At 66.1% G+C, this 18,283-nt stretch carries 16 protein-coding genes and 1 pseudogene; 2 read left to right on the forward strand and 15 right to left on the reverse strand.

The annotated features are described in order from the left end of the window. Positions 1-2 precede the first annotated feature (2 nt). The 10 genes from JOF45_RS07960 to dxr all read right to left on the reverse strand — a co-directional run bounded on the left by JOF45_RS07960 (position 3) and on the right by dxr (position 11,571). A complete protein-coding gene (locus JOF45_RS07960) occupies positions 3-860 on the reverse strand; it encodes a GNAT family N-acetyltransferase (protein ID WP_210048945.1) in 858 nt (285 codons plus the stop codon). A 16-nt stretch (positions 861-876) separates the two neighbouring features. Then, entirely contained in the window at positions 877-2,046 is a 1,170-nt protein-coding gene (gene ispG / locus JOF45_RS07965; protein WP_210048946.1) for a flavodoxin-dependent (E)-4-hydroxy-3-methylbut-2-enyl-diphosphate synthase, read from the reverse strand. 89 nt (positions 2,047-2,135) lie between these two features. Next, the gene (locus JOF45_RS07970; protein WP_210048947.1) at positions 2,136-2,834 is read right to left on the reverse strand and encodes a GntR family transcriptional regulator; all 699 of its coding nucleotides are present in this window, start codon (positions 2,832-2,834) and stop codon (positions 2,136-2,138) included. Between the two features lie 31 nt (positions 2,835-2,865). Then, positions 2,866-3,756: a serine hydrolase gene (locus JOF45_RS07975; protein ID WP_210048949.1), complete on the reverse strand. Its 891-nt coding sequence runs from the start codon at positions 3,754-3,756 to the stop codon at positions 2,866-2,868. Next, complete coding sequence (locus JOF45_RS07980) at positions 3,746-4,624, reverse strand: serine hydrolase (protein WP_210048951.1); 879 nt, start codon at positions 4,622-4,624, stop codon at positions 3,746-3,748. The genes JOF45_RS07975 and JOF45_RS07980 overlap by 11 nt, the downstream gene beginning before the upstream one ends. Before the next feature lie 85 nt (positions 4,625-4,709). After that, the gene (locus tag JOF45_RS07985) at positions 4,710-5,774 is read right to left on the reverse strand and encodes an ABC transporter substrate-binding protein (RefSeq protein ID WP_210048952.1); all 1,065 of its coding nucleotides are present in this window, start codon (positions 5,772-5,774) and stop codon (positions 4,710-4,712) included. Between the two features lie 27 nt (positions 5,775-5,801). Continuing rightward, positions 5,802-7,505: an ABC transporter permease gene (locus JOF45_RS07990; protein ID WP_210048953.1), complete on the reverse strand. Its 1,704-nt coding sequence runs from the start codon at positions 7,503-7,505 to the stop codon at positions 5,802-5,804. 8 nt (positions 7,506-7,513) lie between these two features. Continuing rightward, the gene (locus tag JOF45_RS07995) at positions 7,514-8,614 is read right to left on the reverse strand and encodes an ABC transporter ATP-binding protein (protein ID WP_210048954.1); all 1,101 of its coding nucleotides are present in this window, start codon (positions 8,612-8,614) and stop codon (positions 7,514-7,516) included. 138 nt (positions 8,615-8,752) lie between these two features. Beyond that, the gene (locus JOF45_RS08000; RefSeq protein WP_210048955.1) at positions 8,753-10,243 is read right to left on the reverse strand and encodes a M50 family metallopeptidase; all 1,491 of its coding nucleotides are present in this window, start codon (positions 10,241-10,243) and stop codon (positions 8,753-8,755) included. Then, positions 10,240-11,571 (reverse strand): 1-deoxy-D-xylulose-5-phosphate reductoisomerase, encoded by a 1,332-nt coding sequence (gene dxr / locus JOF45_RS08005; RefSeq protein WP_210048956.1) that lies wholly within the window; start codon positions 11,569-11,571, stop codon positions 10,240-10,242. Before dxr ends, JOF45_RS08000 begins: the two co-directional genes overlap by 4 nt. A gap of 37 nt (positions 11,572-11,608) precedes the next feature. On the opposite strand from dxr, the gene JOF45_RS08010 reads away from it, so the two are divergent. Continuing rightward, complete coding sequence (locus JOF45_RS08010; protein WP_210048957.1) at positions 11,609-12,085, forward strand: GNAT family N-acetyltransferase; 477 nt, start codon at positions 11,609-11,611, stop codon at positions 12,083-12,085. A gap of 131 nt (positions 12,086-12,216) precedes the next feature. On the opposite strand, the gene JOF45_RS08015 is transcribed toward JOF45_RS08010, so the two are convergent. The 4 genes and pseudogenes from JOF45_RS08015 to JOF45_RS13310 form a co-directional block, all read right to left on the reverse strand. Next, a complete protein-coding gene (locus JOF45_RS08015) occupies positions 12,217-13,701 on the reverse strand; it encodes a sodium/solute symporter (protein WP_210048958.1) in 1,485 nt (494 codons plus the stop codon). Further along, the gene (locus tag JOF45_RS08020; protein WP_210048960.1) at positions 13,694-14,053 is read right to left on the reverse strand and encodes a hypothetical protein; all 360 of its coding nucleotides are present in this window, start codon (positions 14,051-14,053) and stop codon (positions 13,694-13,696) included. The genes JOF45_RS08015 and JOF45_RS08020 overlap by 8 nt, the downstream gene beginning before the upstream one ends. Positions 14,054-14,066: 13 nt before the next feature. Further along, positions 14,067-14,915 carry a LytR/AlgR family response regulator transcription factor gene (locus JOF45_RS08025; protein ID WP_210048962.1) on the reverse strand — a complete coding sequence of 283 codons (849 nt, stop codon included), beginning with the start codon at positions 14,913-14,915 and terminating at the stop codon, positions 14,067-14,069. A 4-nt stretch (positions 14,916-14,919) separates the two neighbouring features. After that, a pseudogene (locus JOF45_RS13310) lies at positions 14,920-15,567 on the reverse strand (sensor histidine kinase); the annotation flags it as partial. Between the two features lie 369 nt (positions 15,568-15,936). Here JOF45_RS13310 and JOF45_RS08035 point away from each other — a divergent pair. Continuing rightward, positions 15,937-17,619, forward strand: coding sequence for an OFA family MFS transporter (locus JOF45_RS08035; RefSeq protein WP_210048963.1), 1,683 nt, complete (start codon positions 15,937-15,939; stop codon positions 17,617-17,619). A 105-nt stretch (positions 17,620-17,724) separates the two neighbouring features. Here JOF45_RS08035 and JOF45_RS08040 read toward each other — a convergent pair whose 3' ends face one another. Next, positions 17,725-18,282 (reverse strand): DivIVA domain-containing protein, encoded by a 558-nt coding sequence (locus tag JOF45_RS08040; RefSeq protein ID WP_210048964.1) that lies wholly within the window; start codon positions 18,280-18,282, stop codon positions 17,725-17,727. Position 18,283: the final 1 nt, after the last annotated feature.

Consider the following 18,283-nt stretch of genomic DNA (forward strand, 5'->3'; position numbering starts at 1 on the left):
CACTAGAACAGTATGGTCGCGAAGGTGCCCTCACGCCGGAAGCCCACGCGCTGGTAGGTCCGAAGAGCGGCAGTGTTGTATCCGTTGACGTAGAGACTCACCACCGGCGCCAGCTTCAGCCCGTAGTCGACGACGGCGGACATTCCCGACGCCGCCAGCCCACGTCCTCGGTGCTCAGGGTGGACCCACACCCCCTGGACCTGGACGACCTCGCGGGACACAGCACCGAACTCCGCTTTGAAGATGATCTCTCCGTCCTGACCCACAGCGATCAGTGAGTAGCCCCCGGAGATGAGGCTGCGGACCCGCTGCTGGTACTCCGAGACGCCCTGGGTGTAGGGAGAGAAGCCCAACTCCTCGGTGAACATGGCGGCGCTGGCCTGTTCCACGGCGTCGAACTCCTCGAGCCGGGAGGGGCGGACCTCGGGCATGGGTTCGATCGCAGAGGGCACATCGATAGACAGCAGCGGCTGGTCAGCGCGGACCTCCCGCACGTTGACCCAGCCGGCGGCATCGTGGAGCTCGAGCACCGCCTCGGCGTCTCCGTAGACGGAGGAGACCCGACGGCGCAGGGCCCGCAGCGCGAGCCCGAAGAGCTCACCCTCAGCCGGGCCGGCATGGACCGGAGTGATATTGGACCCCACCCAGCAGGCGGAGGCCAGCTCCCCCGGATGCTCAGGGTCGTCGATACCCAGCAGCATGGCTGCGATGCGGCCCCGACCCGGCGCGGCGGTTCCGCGGCTGCGCACTGAGGCCAGCACGGAGACATGGTGGGCAGGGTCACGCTCCAGCAGGCGCAGCAGCGCCGGGGTGTCGGTCGACTCGAGGACGCGCACCGCACCAGAGGTGGCGCGGTGCACGCGAGCGGCGACGGAGTCAGCTGACCGAGACCACAGGGGCACCCGCAGCCTGAGCCTCTCCCTCGTCGCCGGCGTCCATCTCAGCGGCGAGGCGGTTGGCCTCGTCGATGAGAGTCTCGACGATCTGGTCCTCGGGCACGGTCTTGATGACCTCGCCCTTGACGAAGATCTGGCCCTTGCCGTTGCCGGAGGCCACGCCGAGGTCGGCGTCGCGAGCCTCGCCAGGTCCGTTGACCACGCAGCCCATGACGGCCACGCGCAGCGGGACCTCCATGCCCTCCAGGCCAGCGGTGACCTCGTCGGCCAGAGTGTAGACGTCCACCTGGGCACGGCCGCAGGAGGGGCAGGAGACGATCTCGAGCTTGCGCGGGCGCAGGTTCAGGGACTCGAGGATCTGGTTGCCCACCTTGACCTCCTCAGCCGGCGGAGCCGAGAGGGAGACGCGGATGGTGTCTCCGATGCCCTGGGAGAGCAGTGCGCCGAAGGCCGTGGAGGACTTGATGGTGCCCTGGAAGGCAGGGCCGGCCTCCGTCACGCCGAGGTGCAGCGGCCAATCGCCGCGCTCGGCGAGCAGCTGGTAGGCCTGCGTCATGACCACCGGGTCAGAGTGCTTCACCGAGATCTTGAAGTCGTGGAAGTCGTGCTCCTCGAAGAGGCTGGCCTCCCACACTGCGGACTCCACCAGAGCCTCCGGAGTGGCTTTGCCGTGCTTGGCCAGCAGCCGCTTGTCCAGGGATCCGGCGTTGACGCCGATGCGCAGGGAGACCCCGGCATCCTTGGCGGCCCGGGAGATCTCGCCGACCTGGTCGTCGAACTGCCGGATGTTGCCGGGGTTCACCCGGACCGCACCGCAGCCGGCCTCGATAGCGGCGAAGACGTACTTCGGCTGGAAGTGGATATCAGCGATGACCGGGATCTGCGACTTCTTCGCGATGATCGGCAGCGCCTGCGCATCCTTGTCCGTGGGGCAGGCGACGCGGACGATGTCACAGCCGGAGGCGGTGAGCTCCGCGATCTGTTGGAGGGTCGCGTTGATGTCATGAGTCTTGGTGGTGGTCATCGACTGGACAGAGATCGGATGATCACTGCCCACTCCCACGTTGCCGACCTGGAAGTTGCGGGTCTTCCGACGCGGCGCGAGGACCGGCGGCGGAGGAGCAGGCATACCGAGATTGATCGCAGTCATGGTCTCCATCGTACCCGGGTCCGGCCACCCGCAGTATTCGAGCAGCTGACCTCCGGCTCCGGAGCATGACGCAGCTCGCGGAACTCCGGTCAGTCACCCGTCATCAGAGCGAAGCGCGTGGCGCGGGCGCTCCGCATATGAGCGATGGACAGCTTCTCCGCCTCGTCGACGTTGCCCTTGTCGATCGCTTCGATGATCGCCTCGTGCTCCTCGAACCCGTCATGGGGCTGGCTCAGCTGAGATGCTGTGCGGCCGTGGAAACGCCGGATGACATTGTCCAGATGCTTTCCGAACCGTTCGATGTATTTGTTCCCGGTGTGAGCACGCAGCACGGCATGGAACCTCATATTGGCCGCATGCCATGCATCGGTGTCGCGGGTATCGATCGCAGCACGCAGCTGCTGGTTCACGGCACGCAGCTCGGCCACCAGCTGAGGCGATGTCCGGATGGTCGCCAACCGGGCGGCAAGACCTTCGACCTGTTGCCTCAAGGCGTAGGCAGCGATGAGGTCGTCCATGAGAAGGGGAGCGACTTGGGCTCCCCTGTTCGGCAGACGGACCACTAGATCCTCATCCACCAGGATGCTGATCGCATCGCGGATGGGCGTGCGGCTCACTCCGAGCAGCTTGGCGATGGCGTCCTCACGGATCCAGGCCCCCGGACCGAGCCGGGTCTCGACGATGCACTCCCTCAGGGCCGCTGTCACCCGTTTGGTGCTGCCCAGGTGTTTGGGCGCCTGGAGGAAAGCCTCCTTCAGGCCCGGAAACTCTTCCTGGTCCGCCGACATCAACCCTCCCTGGGATGCGCTGCTATGGGTATTATGCCTGCTCGTTGAGATAGGCGGACAATCCAAGGGTGCCGAAGGCCGCCGAGACGTCCCGGGGAGAGCTGACTGAGGAGAGAGTTCTCCAAGCGGGATGGAACGCCGCGGCGCAGACCCATCCGGCAGTGCTCGAATGGGTGATCAACACCGATGCGCACCCTTGATCCTCCCCCTGAGACAGGCTCTCCCATCCAGAGACCGTCCAATGTGGCACCCGATGGGGACCGTGCCCGGGCAGTGCGCTGGCCAGACCTCCCGGTTCAAAGACCCCGCGCATCCACCTCAGGACGGAGCGGGAGGCCTCCGGAGCGATCATCACAGACCGCCTCTCCTCCCCTTCCATCGAGGCGCAGAGGTAGGCCAGCAGACGGAGGAGATCCTGAGGCGTCGTGGTCCCCAGGAACCCTTCTCCGGCCGAGCCCTGCGGCCCCTCCAGCCCTGTCACCTGTGTGCTTGTCAGCATCAGCCGCGTGAGCAGCTCCTGGGCAGCCTGCCGGAGGTCGACTCCCCGCCGGTCGAGGAACTCGAGTAGAGCGAGTGCAGCGGCCGCGTCCCCGGTGGAGAGCACGAGATTCGCCGCATCGTCGACGCTGAGACTCATATCCCCGGAGAGCAGCCTGAGCGTTCCTGTACGCGCCTGTCCCCGGTGTTTGTCCAACAAAGATACGCCCGCGGCGAGAAGACTCGGATCCTCCACACTCAGTTCGGCGAGAACAGTGCCGAAGATGAGTTTTCCCGCACCCGAGAAGGGATGCACACGGTCCTCCCCCTGTGCTGCGCTGCCGCCGTGATGCGCTTCGACGCTGAAGGAGAGGCCGGGCAGCGCCCCAGAAAGCTCGATCACCGGCAGCACAGCGACCTGGGCGACATCGGTCTCACTGAACATAGGACCACTCCTCCACGGCGATGCCCACACGGGCGAACAGGTCGAAGGCGGCCACCCGCCCGGGCACCCGATTCGGCAGGGTCGTGGGGATGGACTCCGCATAGATCGCAACGGCTGCCAGAGGTTCCCTGCCATCCCTCAGCGCCAGTCCGACCTGGGACAGGCCGCGGAGGCCACGGCCATTCTTCTCCGCGAACTGTATATCTCGGGTGGAGATGCCCAGAGCGGGGGTGAAGATCGTCGTCATGGCTCCAAGGGCGAACCGGCACTGCTCCGAGGAGAGACGTAGGACTTCCGCTCCTTCTTCGCTCCGGCATCCTCGTCCGAGCCTCTCCAGCAGGAGGCACTGATCTGCAGCGGTGGTCACCGTCACTGAATCCAAGGAATGGCTCCATGTGAACTCCGCACTGCGGGGGAAGATCTCCCGGTGCATCGTGGAGTACAGACCCACCCAGGCACAGTAGTCGTTGACCCACTGCAGAGGATCAGATTCCACCGAGCCGATAGCCTCGAACACCAGTTGGGTGCAGATGTTGTCGCTGGTGCTCATGACTTGGATGAGAGAGTCGCGGAGAGTGAGCTCGATGCCGCTTGAAAGGTTGCGCATGATCCCCGCCTGGACACCTTCCTTCATCTCAGGCCGGATGGTGAGGGTCTGATCGAGCGAGAGTCTGCCCTCTTCCACCAGAGCCAGGCAGGCAAGCATCACACTGACCTTCCGGGTACTGAAAGACGCCACGGTCTGGTCTGCCTTGCGGCCGACGGCATCGTGGGTCCCGACCGGGCGGATCTGCCAATGCAGGTCGAAGGGATAGTGTTCGGCAAGCCCTTCGATGTGCCTGCCCAGGTCATCCAAACTCTTTCTCACAACAGGTGCCTTCTCCGATCAGACAGAGGCTGTGTGCCGGATGAGGAAGTGTATCTTCCTCATCCGGCACATGCCGAGGCGGGAATCAGTTGAACAGGCCGTGCCAGAAGTCGGCGTCGTCCTGGTAGTGCTCGAGGTAATCGTCTTTGGAGATGGTCCAGACCCTCTCATCGTCGAGGGGCGGCAGTTCGGTGTCCCCCAATCCGGGCAGCCCAACCTCGGAGTTCACCGGGTAGTCACCGACCTCTGTGGCGAACGACTGCCCTTCCGTGGACAGCGTCCAGTTGATGAAGACCTCAGCGGCTGCGGAGTTCTCTGCCTGCTCCGTCAGACCGATGACCACCTGGTTGACGGGGAAGCCTTCGTCCGGGGCCACCATCGCGATGGGGGCACCCTCTTCCGCCGCGGAGAGCCCGACCGTGGAGGGGACCGGCCCTGAGACGATCTCTCCCCGGGCCATGGCGTCGGTCAGCGGAGACGCTGAATCGAACACCCGCACATCGGTGTCTGCCTGCTCCGTCAACCAATCATCGCCCATCACCTCCCGTTGGAATCGGACCAGCTCCTGCGAAGTGCCTGACGCAGTGATCTCCACGGCGCCGGAGGGCTCCAGCGTCAGCAGGTCATCCCAGCTGGTCGGGGGCTCACCTTCATGTTCCATCTCGTTGTATCCGATAAGGTAGGGCCGGTTGTACGAGGTGTAGTAGAGCCCCTCCTCATGCACAGCCTCCTCGGGGAAGTCGAAGTCCTCGGGAAGATTAAGCTGCTCAAAGACCCCAGCTTCGGAGAGTTCGTCGATCATGTCCCACCCGGAGGTCCGGATGACGTCCGCGGCAAGCTGTCCGGACCCATGTTCGCTGAGCGCCCGTTCGTTCAAGCGGCTCGGAACGATCCGGATCACTTCTCCGGTGATCCCGGTGAGCTCCTCGAACTCATCGAGGAGGAACTGTTCCCCGGCTTCTCCCGAAGCCGTGTAGAAGGTGAAGGTCCCTTCTTCCCGGGCCTCCTCTAGGAGCTCGGCTGTGGCGATGGTCTGTCCGTCGATGACCAGGTCCTCCCCTTCCTCAGCAGTCCCCTCCGTTCCGCCTCCGCAGGCAGAAAGTGTCAGGGCTCCCAGAGTGAGCAGGGCGGCTTGAGATCGGATCTTCATTGTTCCTCTCCTTTTGCAGAGTGATTCTTATTTGCGGTCCAAGAGCTGGGAGACGACGGCGAGCGCGCCGATGATCAGCGTGTAGATGACTCCGATAGCGGCTGCCAGGGCGAACTGCCCGTTCTCGTACGCGTCGAAGATGACGATCGAGAGCAGCCGCGTGTCGGTGGTGTAGAGGAACAGCGGAACGGTCAGTTCGCGCATGCTGAGCATCAGCAACAGGACGAACGTCGCCAGTAGAGAAGTCCTCAGCAGAGGTGCGGTGATGGTCACCACCGCCTTGGTTCGGCCTGCTCCGTGCATGACCGCCGCATCCTCCAGGTCGGAGTTGAACTGCAGGATCGAGGCGCTGGATCCACGGAACCCTTGGGGCAGAAGGCTCGCGATGAAGGCGATGACCAGAAGAGCGATGGTGCCGTAGACGGGCAGAGGAAGGATCAACCACGTCCAGAGCAGACCCATACCCAGCACGATCGCCGGGACCGCGAGCGGCGTCATCGCCAGATATTCGATCCACCTCCGCGCCGGAGCCTTGGTCCGATAGGTCAGGTACGAGCACAAGAAGCAGAATGCCGTGCCGATGACCGCGACCAGCAGCGAGACAGTGATCGAGTTGCCGATGGCGCTCCTGATCTGGCGGTCTTCGAAGACGCCGGTGAAGCGATCCATACTGAAGCTTCCTGCCTCTGCCATACCGGAGATGGTCTGGATGTACGGTGAGGAATACGTGGCGATGACGATCAGGCTGAGCACGGGAAGCACGACGGACACCAGGAAGTAGAGCATCGCGGCGAGCAGCGCGGGAGTCCGCCACTTTCCAAGACTAACCAGTTTGGACTTGCTCCCCTTTCCGGAGACCGTTGCAAAGTCCTTCCTCGCCAAATACCAGCGCTGCAGCAGGACCACCAGCGCGACGGCCAGGACGAGGACGATCGCAATGGCGGCGGCATCGTTGCCCCGAGAGGGCGACATGCTCATGTAGCGGTAGATCAGGGTCGGCAGCGTGTCAACGCCGCCGGGCCGGGCGATGAACTGCGCTACTGGGAAGTTCTCGATGGAGATCGTGAACGCCAGGAGAGTGGAGCCCAGGATAGCGGGCGTCATCAATGAGAGCGTGACCTTGCGGATTGCGGTCTGGATAGGAGCGCCGTGGATAACAGCGGCATCTTCCAGGTCCGTGTTCATCAGCCGCAGGGCCGAATAGACCATCAGGAAGACATACGGAGAGTTGTAGACCCCCAGGATGAAGATGAAGCCCGGGAAGGAGTAGATGTTGACGAACGGCTCCGCTCCAAGATCTCTGAGCAGCGCATTAGCCAACCCGGTGGGCCCGGCTAGCACAGACCAGGCGAGGGCAGCGACGAAGGCGGGCATGAACATCGGAGCGAGTCCGGCGAGGAAGACGAACCGGCGGAAGCGGACATTCGTCCTGGCGGCCAGCAGCGCCAGTCCGACACCGAGGAACAGGGAGAGCAGCGCTGAGGTGGTGGCCGCGATGAAGGAGTTCGTCGCGGCCGACGCGGTGGCCGCAGAGAAGAGAGAGGACAGTGAGTCCGTGCTCAGATTCTCCAGGCTCAGGTTGCCCGGCCGTGGAAGGACGTCAGTGACAGCCGCAAAGATGACCAGCGCGATCGGAAAGCCGATTAGCACGATGAGCGCGGCGATCACACCGAGGGACAACAGGTTCGAGGGAGTCAGGGACCGGCGTGTGGGATGTGGAGTCTGTACCATCGGGCGGCCTACTTCGACTCTTCATCCATGGGAACGGTGATCGCTTCCTCCGCGGAGAGAACGACGTCGACCTTGTCACCGACGGATGCCTCGACCGACTCTCCCCCGTAGGGTGCACGTTTGACCACGGCCTGGATCGTCAGTCCTCCGCAGTCGACCTCATAAGAGATGTCGCTTCCCTGGAAGATCGAGACGGTGACCTCTCCTGTGAGTACTGCTCCCTGAGAGCTGTGGGCCTGACTCGGGGCCGCTAGACGCACCTGCTCAGGACGTATGCACAGCGCCCGCCCGTTCTCCCACGAGGTGGGGGCCGTCCCGGCGGTTACGGGGACGCCTCCCAGACCGAGGGTACCTTCTGTACCGCGGCTGATCTCCAAGACATTGCCCATACCCAGGAAACGCGCGATGTACGAGGTGGCCGGCTCGTCATAGATCTCCTGCGGCGTCCCCAGCTGAACGATGGTTCCACGCTTCATGATGGCGATCTTGTCTGCCAGCGCCATAGCCTCGCTCTGATCGTGGGTGACATAGACCGACGTCAGCCCGGCTTCCCGCTGGATACGGCGCAGCTCGTTCCTCAGGCGCACACGCAGCTGTGCATCCAGGTTGGAAAGCGGTTCGTCGAGGAGCAGCACAGCAGGCTCCATAGCGATGGAGCGTGCCAGTGCTACGCGCTGCATCTGGCCGCCGGAGAGGGCAGAGGCCCCGCGGTCTGCGAGGTGCTTCAGCCCGATCATGTCCAAGGCTTGGTCTGCCTTGCTCTGCACCTGCTCCTTGGAAGCCTTCTTCGCCTTCAGACCGAATGCCACATTGGCACGAACGGAACGGTCGGGCCAGATTGCATACGACTGGAAGACCATTCCTACATTGCGGCGGTTGGGAGCTACGTTCTTGCGCCCCACTGAGTCGAAGACGACGTCATCCCCGATGCGCAGGTGCCCATCATAGGGGGTCTCCAGCCCGGCGATGCAGCGCATGGTACTGGTCTTGCCGCAGCCGGACTCACCCAGGAGCACCAGTGACTCTCCATCGGGCACGTCGAGAGAGATGTCGTCGACCGCCACGAAGTCGTCGTACTTGAGAGTCAGACCGCTGATCTCAATATCCACAGAAAATACCCTCCGCGATGCGAGCTTAGATTTTGTATGCGGTTCGCATTCAACCTGCACATAAAGAACCGTAAGCTCGAATACAATGTGATGTCAACCACAGACCAGCTGTGGCGTGAAGGGTCCGGAGTCGTCAGCTCATTCGAACAGCCGTATCGGGTTGATGATGTCCGCCAATATCAGCAGCGCGCCCATCCCCAGCAGCAGCACGGCGACCAAGTAGGTCAGCGGCAGCAGCTTGGAGATGTCGAAGGGCCCCGGGTCCGGGCGGCCCAAGAGCTTGGCCAACCGCCGCCGCAGACCCTCGTAGAGGGCCCCGGCCACATGGCCGCCGTCCAACGGCAGCAGCGGGATCAGGTTGAAGACCATCAGTGCGATGTTCACTCCGGCCACCAGGGACATCAGCGTGGCGAACCGAGACTCCAGCGGGATCTGCTCCTGGGCGGAGAGCTCGCCGGCCATCCGCCCGACGCCGACCACTGACATGGGCCCCTCCGGGTCCCGCTCCGCAGAGGTGAAGGTGGATTCGGCGACGTCGTAGAGCCTCCAGGGCAGCTGGACCACCACTTCGCCCACGGCTTTGGTCTGCTCCCACACGATCGGGCCGGCCTCGGTCACCGGCTGGCGCTGCAGCTCGCTTCCAGCACCCATACCGATGAAGCCCACCGGCTCGGTGATCAGGTTTCCGTCGCCGTCGCGCTCAGCGCGGCCCAGACCATCTGTCACCGGCCGGTCCACCAGCAGCGGAGTCAGCGTGGTGGTGTGGCGTTCGCCGTCGCGGAGATACTCCAGCTGGGTGCTCTGATCCGCAGACTGCTGGATCAGGCCGGTCAGCTCCTCCCACTCCTGGACCTCCTGACCGCCGAAGGCCACGATCTCATCGCCGGGCCGCAGGCCGGCCTGGTAGGCGGGGCCGGCAGGATCGGACGCAGTGCACTCGTCCTGGCCGGCGTCGGAGTCCTCCGCGGAGACCACACATTCGAAGACCTCATTGACCTGGGTGGTCGGCTCCTCCGTCCCGTGCAGGCTGATGGTGCCGGCGGTGATCACCAGGGCGATCAGGCCGTTCATCAGCGGCCCGCCCAGCATGATGATGATCCGCTTCCAGATCGGCAGCCGATAGAACATCCGGTCCTCGTCACCGGGCTGCAGCTCCTCAGCAGCGACCTCACGGGCCTCGGCCGACATCTGCTGGAACAGTCCGGTGGCCTGCGAGCGCACCAGAGTGGTGTCGGTGGACTCGTCCCCAGCCCTGGGGGCACCGTCCTCGCCGGCAGACCCAGCCGCGGCCGCCGGCGGCTCGCCGTACTGGCTGTTGAGCTCGCGCAGGTAGGCGTCCTCCGGGCCGGCGTCGTCCTCGATGATCTCCGGGTTGTTCTTATCCTCATCCGGCGGCGGGTACATGCCGGTCATCGCCACATAGCCGCCCAGCGGAATGGCTTTGATCCCGTACTCGGTCTCGCCGCGTCGCCTGGACCAGATGGTCGACCCGAAGCCCACCATGTATTGGGTGACCCGCACCTTGAACAGCTTGGCGGGCAGCAGATGCCCCACCTCGTGCAGGGCGATGGAGAGCATGATCCCGATGACGACGATCAGGATGCCCACCGTCATGAGCAGAGCCGTCATCGGCCCACCTCAGAAGCACTTCGTCCACGCGATGCCTCAACACCAGCACCAGCACCGTACACACCGGCACCGATCAGCTGGTCCGCCCGGCGGCGCGCCCAGATCTCCGCGCCGATGACATCCTCCAGAGACAGCTGCTCGGCCCGGTGGCCCTCATGGTCGGCCAGCACCTGCTCCACCGTCTCCACGATCTGGCCGAAGCCCAGCTTGCCCTCATGGAAGGCGTCCACTGCCTGCTCGTTGGCCGCGTTGTAGACCGACATATGCGTGGCCGATGCCGCGCAGGCCTGCTTGGCCAGCCGCACGGCCGGGAAGCGCTCGTGGTCCAGCGGCTCGAAGTCCCACTGCATGATCTGGGTCCAGTCGATGGGCTCGTCCACCTGCGCCAGCCGCTCCGGCCATGAGAGCCCCAGGGCGATGGGCACCAGCATCCGCGGCGGGCCGGCCTGGGCCAGCGTGGAGCCGTCCTGGAACTCCACCAGGGAGTGGATGATCTGCTGCGGGTGGATGACCGTCTCGATGTCGTCCAGGGGGATGTCGAAGAGCAGGTGGGCCTCGATGACCTCCAGCGCCTTGTTGACCAGCGTGGCCGAATTGGTGGTGACCACTCGGCCCATGTCGAAGTTCGGGTGCTTCAGCGCCTCAGCCGGGGTGACCGCACTCAGCGATTCCACCGGCCAGTCCCGGAACGGCCCACCGGAAGCGGTGACGATCAGTCGGCGGACCTCGCTGTCCCCGCTGAGCGCACCGTCACGGCCGACGGCACACATCCCCTTCTCGTGGCGTCCCGAAGTCAGCGCTTGGGCCAGCGCCGAGTGCTCCGAGTCCACCGGCACGATCTGCCCTGGCCGGGTCTGGGCGGCCTGGACCAACGCTCCCCCGACCACCAGGGACTCCTTATTGGCCAAGGCCAGCGTGGCACCGGTGCCCAGTGCGGCCAGCGTCGGGCGCAGACCGATGGACCCGGTCATGCCGTTGAGGACCACGCCGTCAGCGGCAGGTGCGGCAGCCCCGGGGGCCTCGGCTGCGATCTGCTCGGCCGCCGTCGGGCCGGTGAGGATCTCCACCTCATGGTGGACTCCGGCCTCGGCGAGTGCCTGCGCCAGGGGTGGCTGATCAGGGTTCTCGGCGGTTCCGCCGTCGGAGGCGATGCCTGCGATCCGGGCCCCGGTGGCGGCCACCTGTTGAGCCAGCAGTCGGGTGTTGGCGCCGGCGGCGAGGGCCACCACGTCGAAGCGCCCGGTGTTGCGGGAGATGACGTCCAGGGCCTGTGTGCCGATGGAGCCGGTGGAGCCCAGGATGGCCACTTCTCGGGTGTCTTCAGGCATGCGACCCATTATCCACCAAACGGGTACCCTGGTCCTCATGACGATCACGCTCAGGGAAGTAGAGACCGCGGATCTGGACCAGTTCTTCCGGTTCCAGCAGGACGCCGACGCCGCCCACATGGCTGGGTTCGCGCCGACCAACCCCAAGGACCGCAGCATCTTCGACCTCCACTGGAGCGGACTGCTCAACAACGAGAAGTCCCTGGTGCGCACCATCGACGTCGACGGTGTCCCGGCCGGCTCGATCGCAGCCTTCCACGCCACTGACCAGGACCCGGCTGAGATCATGTTCTGGACCGATAAGCACTTCTGGGGACAGGGCGTGACCACTCAGGCCTTCGACCAGTTCCTCCAGGAGTTCACCACCCGCCCGGTGCAGGCTCGTGTGGTGGAGGACAACCACGGGTCGCTGAAGATCCTGGAGTCCCGCGGCTTCGAGGAGGTCGGCGAGGAGTCGGTGTTCTCCAACGCTCGCGCCGCAGTGGTCAACGAGAAGATCCTGCAGCTGGGCTGACTCCTCAGCTCCGCACAGACACCGGACGCCGAGAGCTTTCCGCACTGCCGCGAGATATATCCCGCGGCGGGGATGAGAGCTCTCGGCGTTCTTCTGTCATCGGAGAAATGTCATGAGGGAGCGCCCGTGCCCTAGGACCGCTCCGGCAGGTGCAGCCGGGCCAGCACCGCGGCGGTGTCGGCCGGCGGACGTCCTGAGCCGAAGCGGCTGACCAGCATCGCCGCGGCGAAGGCCAGGGGCACGCACCACAGGGCTGGGTAGAGCACGACGACGGCGCCCGCCGCCTCCTCCCCCACGCTCAGCCCCGCAGCCAGCGAACACAGCGAGGCCGCGGCTCCGGTGATCATGCCGGCGAACGCTCCCTGAGCGGTGATCCCGGACCACCAGATGCCCAACAGCAGCAGCGGTGCCATGGCCGAGGCGCTGAAGGTGAACACCATGGCCACCGCACCGGCCAGGGCCACATGGCTGGTCGCCGTGGCGATGGCCAGCGGCAGCGCCACGGCCAGCACCGCAGCGATCCGGAATCCGCGCACAGTCCCGCCGAAGAACTCCTGAGAGAGCACCCCGGAGACCGAGACCACCAGCCCGGAGGCCGTGGAGAGGAACGCCGCGAAGGCCCCTGCCGCCACCACAGCGGTCAGCAGGTCCCCGGCCGCTCCGTCGAAGAACTCCGCAGGAAGTCGCAGCACCGCAGTGTCCGGAGAGGTCGCAGCGTCCTGCTCGGTGAACACCGCCCGGGCGATCACCCCCAGGGACACCGGCAGCACATAGAAGGCCGCCAGCAGGCCCAGCAGCAGGAATGTGGTGCGGCGGGCGGCGTCGCCGTCGGGGTTGGTGTAGAAGCGCACCAGGATGTGGGGCAGGCCGATGGTCCCCAGCATCAGGGCCAGGATCAGTGAGACGGTCCGGTAGAAGTCCTCCGAGCCCGGTGTGCTGTCGGCCCAGACCGCTGAGAAGTCCGGCACCGGACCTTCTGCCCCGCCGAGGACGCCCAGACGCAGCAGGATGAAGACCAGCGGGATCAGCAGCGCGCTGAGCTTGATCCAGTACTGGACCGCTTGGGCGATGGTCACCGAGCGCATCCCGCCCGGCATGACCGTGGCCAGGACCACCAGGACCACCGCCGCGGGGCCGGCCCATTCGGGCAGCCCCGCCGTGGCGCTGAGCGCGAGGGAGGCACCGTGCAGCTGCGGGACGATGTAGAGCCAGCCGGTGAGCACCACCAGCATGACGGTGAGCATCCGCAGCCTGGGCGAGGCGAAGCGCAGCGTCACGAAGTCCGGCACTGTGTAGGCTCCCGAACGTCGCAGCGGCCCGGCGACGAACAGCAGCATGGTCAGGAACCCGGCCGTATAGCCCACCGGGAACCAGAGGCCGTAGGTGCCCTCGACCAGGATCAGCCCGGCCACACCGAGGAAGCTGGCTGCAGAGATGTACTCCCCCGCCACCGCGGAGGCGTTCATCCGCGGGGAGACCCTCCGGGAGGCCACATAGAAGTCCCCGGTGCTGCGCGAGAGCCGGACCCCGTAGGTGCTGACCAGCACGGTGACCGCGCTGACCAGGACCACGGCCGCGAGCACCGCCGTGGCGGAGAGTGTGCCGGTCTCAGTCATCCCGGGCCTCGCGGTAGGACTGGTCATAGGCCAGGATGCGCCGCAGGTAGAACCAACCGGCGCCGATGATCAGCGGATAGATCACCAGACCCGGCACCAGCCAGGCCAGCGGCCCGCCCTCGGTGCTCATCGCCAGTCCCAGATAGACCAGCACCAGCAGGATGAAGATGCCGACGCCGATCCGAAGCGCCAGCCGCAGCTTCCGCGAGATCAGGTGCATCACCGCCGCCTCGCGGTCCTGCGCAGGGGCATGTCCGCCCCGACGCACATAGCCCTGACGGGGATCCAGCAGCGCCTCCTCAGCGGTGGGAGGGGTCCGGGGTCCACGGACCCGGACGCGTTCTGGGCTCATCAGGCGGGCCTGCTCACTTCGCGGCCCGGCCGGCGCGGACCCGATGGGCGTCCAGGCGTTCACGCACATGTGGCATCAGCCGCCGGCTGACCGGCAGCTCGGTCTCCGGCAGCTGGATGGTCATGCGGCCCTGCCGGTTCACGATCCGGCGCACATGGTGGAGGTTGACCACGTGGGAGCGGTGGACCCGGACGAAGCCTTGAGCCTCCCACTGCTCCTCCAGCTCGGCCAGCGGGATGCGCAGCAGATAGGAGCTCTCGGCCGTGTACAGCCGCGCGTAGTCACCCTGGGCCTGGACCCAGCGGATGGAGGCGATCTCCACCAGCACAGTGGTGTCTCCCTGCAGCACCGAGACTCGCTGCGCGCCCTCCGGCTGCTCGGGCTCCGCTGCGCTGAGGCTCTGTCCTGCCCGGCGCAGCGCCTCAGAGAGACGGCTCTGGCGCACCGGCTTGAGCAGATAGTCCCGAGCCTGCAGCTCGAAGGCGTCCACCGCCGGTGCGGCGTCGGCGGTGATGAAGATGATCTGCGGGTCTGGGGCCTGCGGCCCCTGCGTCTGCGGGACCTGCGTCTGCGGGCCCTGCTTCTGCGGGCCGGGTTCCCCCTCCGGCCGCTCAGTCGCGGCCCCCTCACCCGCTCTGGCCTGCAGCTGCCGGGCCAGGTCCATGCCGCTCTGACCGGGCATATGGATGTCCAGCAGGATCACGTCGATAGGCTCAGTCTCCAGCACATGCTTGGCCTGGGCGGCGTTGCCGGCGGTGTGGACGCGGCCGACCTGAGAGTCGCCGCTGAGCAGCCATTGTATCTGGGCGACCGCGGGCGGCTCGTCATCGACCACCAGCACCTCCATCGGGCGGTTCTGCACGCGTTCAGCTCCTCTCCTGCTGGAATTTCGGCACCCGCATGGACACTCTCATACCGGCCCCGGGGGCTGTGTCGATGCGCAGCCCGTTGTCTCCGCCGTAGGCCTGACGCAGGCGCAGGTCCACGTTGCGCAGCCCGATATGGGAACTGCCCTCCGCACCGGCCAACACGCGTTCCAGATGGCCGGGCTCAGCACCGGGGCCCTCGTCCTCCACACTGATCACCGCATGGGTGCCCGCCTCCTGGGCGATCAGTCGAACCCGGGCCTGGCCCGATGCCGAATCGGCTCCGTGACGCAAGGCGTTCTCCACCAGCGGCTGGATGGAGAGGAACGGGATGCGCAGGCTCAGCACCTCGGGGGCGATCTCCAGGTTCACCTGCACCCGGTCCTCGAACCGAGCCTTCTCCAGGAGCACATAGCGCTCGACGGCGCTCAGCTCCTCCTCCAGGGTGGAGAAGTCGCCTTCGGCCCGGAGGCTGTAACGGGTGAAGTCGGCGAAGTCGATGACCAGCTCCCGGGCACGGACCGGATCGGCGGGGATGGTGGCGGCGATGGCGTTGAGGCTGTTGTAGATGAAATGTGGCGAGATCTGGGCTCGCAGAGTCCTCAGTTCGGCCTCCACCAGCTGCTGACGGGTGAGCTCGGCCAGCTCGCGGTAGTCGACGTCGTCGTCGGGGCTCTGCCGCTCCGTGGGGGCTGGGACCGGAGCCTCGGCGGAGCTGCCGCGGCCCCGGGCGGCCACGCGCAGGACCAGCGCCGTCAGCACAGCGACGATCGCCACCAAGATCACCGTCGTCGCGCTCACCTGTTCCACCAGACCAAGTGTAGGGACTCTGCGCAGGGACGCGTGCTCAGCCGCCCCGACGGCCGGCTCACCGCAGAGCCCCGCCGCTGGGCGCACCGACTCTGCCGCTCGTCGTATGTGCGGGGCGAGAAGCACAGAACCCGTGCGATTGTGGTGCGAGTCACAATGACGTGGCGTCACGTCCTGCACCCACGACACCACGAAGAGAGGCAGCTGATGACTGGTTCGACAACCACTCCAGCGGTCGAGAACCGGCGGCCGAAAGCCCCGGCGACGGCTGCTGAGACGCGCGCCCCCTCCTACCACCAGATCACCGCGCGCCCCGGATTCAACCGCTGGCTGATCCCGCCGGCGGCGCTGGCCCTGCACATGTGCATCGGCCAGGTCTACGGGACCTCCGTCTATCAGTCCCGGCTGGCCACCCACTTCGCCGATGACCCGCTGGTGGGGATCTTCGGCCAGGTCCTCGGACCGATCTTCGGCGGTGACCACCCGGCACAGACCGCAGTGGCCTTCTTCGCCTTCTCCCTGTCCATCGTGCTGATGGGCCTCTCCGCCGCGATGTTCGGCAAATGGGTGGACTTCCGCGGTCCCCGGATGGCCATGCTGGCCTCCACCACGTGCTGGGTGACCGGCTTCCTGGTGGGCTCGATGGGCATCTTCACCCAACAGCTCTGGCTGGTGGGCCTGGGCTACGGCGTCCTCGGCGGCATCGGCCTGGGCATCGGATACATCGCCCCGGTCTCCACGCTGATGAAGTGGTTCCCGGACCGCCCGGGCCTGGGCACCGGCATGGCCATCATGGGCTTCGGTGTGGGCGCCATGATCGCAGCCCCCTTCTCCACCATGATGCTGGGAGTCTTCGAGCGGATGGGCGCCGGCCAGGGCACCTCCGTGGGCTATCTGTTCCTGACTCTGGCCGTGATCTACGCGCCGATGATGCTCTTCGCCGCATGGATCATCCGTGTGCCTGCCGAAGACTGGCAGCCCGAGGGCTACGACCCTTCGAAGAAGAAGACGGCCAAGATGGTCTCTGCCGGCAACGTCACCGCCAACAATGCACTGCGGACCCCGCAGTTCTGGCTGCTGTGGGTGGTGCTGTTCGTCAACGTGACTGCTGCGGTGGGCCTGCTGCCCCAGGCGGCGAACTTCGTCCAGGACTTCTTCCGCGACGGCAGCGGCGAGACCTTCGCCAGCCCGGAGATCGCTGCAGTGGCCGCCGCCGGGTTCGTGGGCTACCTGTCGCTGACCAACACGCTGGGCCGCTTCGTCTGGGCCTCCACCTCGGACAAGATCGGACGCAAACCGATCTACATGATGTACCTGGGACTCGGCGCAGCGCTGTACCTGTCGCTGGCGCTCTTCGGCGACACCAACATGGCGGCGTTCATCGTCCTGGCCGGCATCATTCTGTCCTTCTACGGAGGCGGCTTCGCCACCATCCCGGCCTACCTCCGGGATCTCTTCGGCACGCTGCAGGTTGGCGCCATCCACGGCCGCCTGCTGACCGCGTGGTCCGCCGCCGGCATCGCCGGCCCTGCCATCGTGAACATCACCCTGGACTCCGCCGAGGGCTCCCCCGGTGTGGACCTCACCGCAGCGGACTACCGGCCGGCCCTGTTCATCATGAGCGTGCTGCTGCTCCTGGGCTTCCTCACCAACCTGCTGGTGCGCCCGGTGGATCCCAAGTGGCATGAGGAGTCCAAGGACTCGGCAGAGCTCCTCGACCACGACGCCGGAGCCGAGGCCCTCGAGCAGTCCGCCTCCTACGCGGTGGAACCGGCCCGCAACCCCACGGTGCCGATCCCAGCGGCCTGGACGATCGTGGCCCTGCCGATGCTCTTCGGCCTGATCTACACCTTCAGCAACGCCGTGCAGCTGTTCGCTCCATCGAGCTGATCCCGCGCAGATGAACTCAGCTCGGCCGAGCACGGCACGCGGCTGAGCACGACGAAGGGCCCGCCCCTCCATCAGGAGAGGCGGGCCCTTTCGTCGTGAGGTCTCTCAGCCGACCGAGGCCATGATCTCGGTCATCTTGTCCAGGAACGCATCCACCTGGGCCTCGTCGTAGCCGCTGGAGCCGTGGGCCCCGGAGAAGGTGATGGTGCGGATCTCGTCCACGCTCATCGGGTTCTCCCCGTCCAAGTACTGCTCCAGCTGCCTGCACAGCTCGTCGACCTGCTCCTTGCGGTAACCCAGTGCGGAGGAGTGGGCGGGCTCGCGGAACCGTTTGCCGTCCGCACGCTCCAGGCGCCCGCGCAGAGGTTCTGCCCGCTCAGCCAGCAGCTCGTACCAGGCGTCCTCGCCGTGCTGTTCGATGTAGCGATCGCGCTCGGCGCCGGCGAAGGCGTCTTCGAGCCGGTCCAAGGCTGCGTCCACCTCTGCGGGATCGTAGCCGCCGGAGCTCATGGAGAAGCTCGCATCACGGATCTCGGCCAGGGCCATACCGTCGCCGGAGTCGTAGGCCGCGCGGGCGCGACCCATGAACTCGTCGACTTCGTCCCGGTGGTAACCCTGCTCCTGAGCGGGGAGCAGCGAGAACAGTGCGGTGTCGTTAGCCATA

Source organism: Nesterenkonia lacusekhoensis, from assembly GCF_017876395.1.
GTDB classification, from domain to species: Bacteria; Actinomycetota; Actinomycetes; order Actinomycetales; family Micrococcaceae; genus Nesterenkonia; species Nesterenkonia lacusekhoensis.

Bases quoted from the DNA above. Each gene is read 5' to 3' on its own strand.
- JOF45_RS07985 (WP_210048952.1), bottom strand. From the start codon at position 5,774: ATGAAGATCCGATCTCAAGCCGCCCTGCTCACTCTGGGAGCCCTGACA.
- JOF45_RS07975 (WP_210048949.1), bottom strand. From the start codon at position 3,756: ATGTTCAGTGAGACCGATGTCGCCCAGGTCGCTGTGCTGCCGGTGATC.
- dxr (WP_210048956.1), bottom strand. From the start codon at position 11,571: ATGCCTGAAGACACCCGAGAAGTGGCCATCCTGGGCTCCACCGGCTCC.
- JOF45_RS07990 (WP_210048953.1), bottom strand. From the start codon at position 7,505: ATGGTACAGACTCCACATCCCACACGCCGGTCCCTGACTCCCTCGAAC.
- JOF45_RS08020 (WP_210048960.1), bottom strand. From the start codon at position 14,053: ATGAGCCCAGAACGCGTCCGGGTCCGTGGACCCCGGACCCCTCCCACC.
- JOF45_RS08015 (WP_210048958.1), bottom strand. From the start codon at position 13,701: ATGACTGAGACCGGCACACTCTCCGCCACGGCGGTGCTCGCGGCCGTG.
- JOF45_RS08040 (WP_210048964.1), bottom strand. From the start codon at position 18,282: ATGGCTAACGACACCGCACTGTTCTCGCTGCTCCCCGCTCAGGAGCAG.
- ispG (WP_210048946.1), bottom strand. From the start codon at position 2,046: ATGACTGCGATCAATCTCGGTATGCCTGCTCCTCCGCCGCCGGTCCTC.
- JOF45_RS08000 (WP_210048955.1), bottom strand. From the start codon at position 10,243: ATGACGGCTCTGCTCATGACGGTGGGCATCCTGATCGTCGTCATCGGG.
- JOF45_RS08010 (WP_210048957.1), top strand. From the start codon at position 11,609: ATGACGATCACGCTCAGGGAAGTAGAGACCGCGGATCTGGACCAGTTC.
- JOF45_RS07970 (WP_210048947.1), bottom strand. From the start codon at position 2,834: ATGTCGGCGGACCAGGAAGAGTTTCCGGGCCTGAAGGAGGCTTTCCTC.
- JOF45_RS08035 (WP_210048963.1), top strand. From the start codon at position 15,937: ATGACTGGTTCGACAACCACTCCAGCGGTCGAGAACCGGCGGCCGAAA.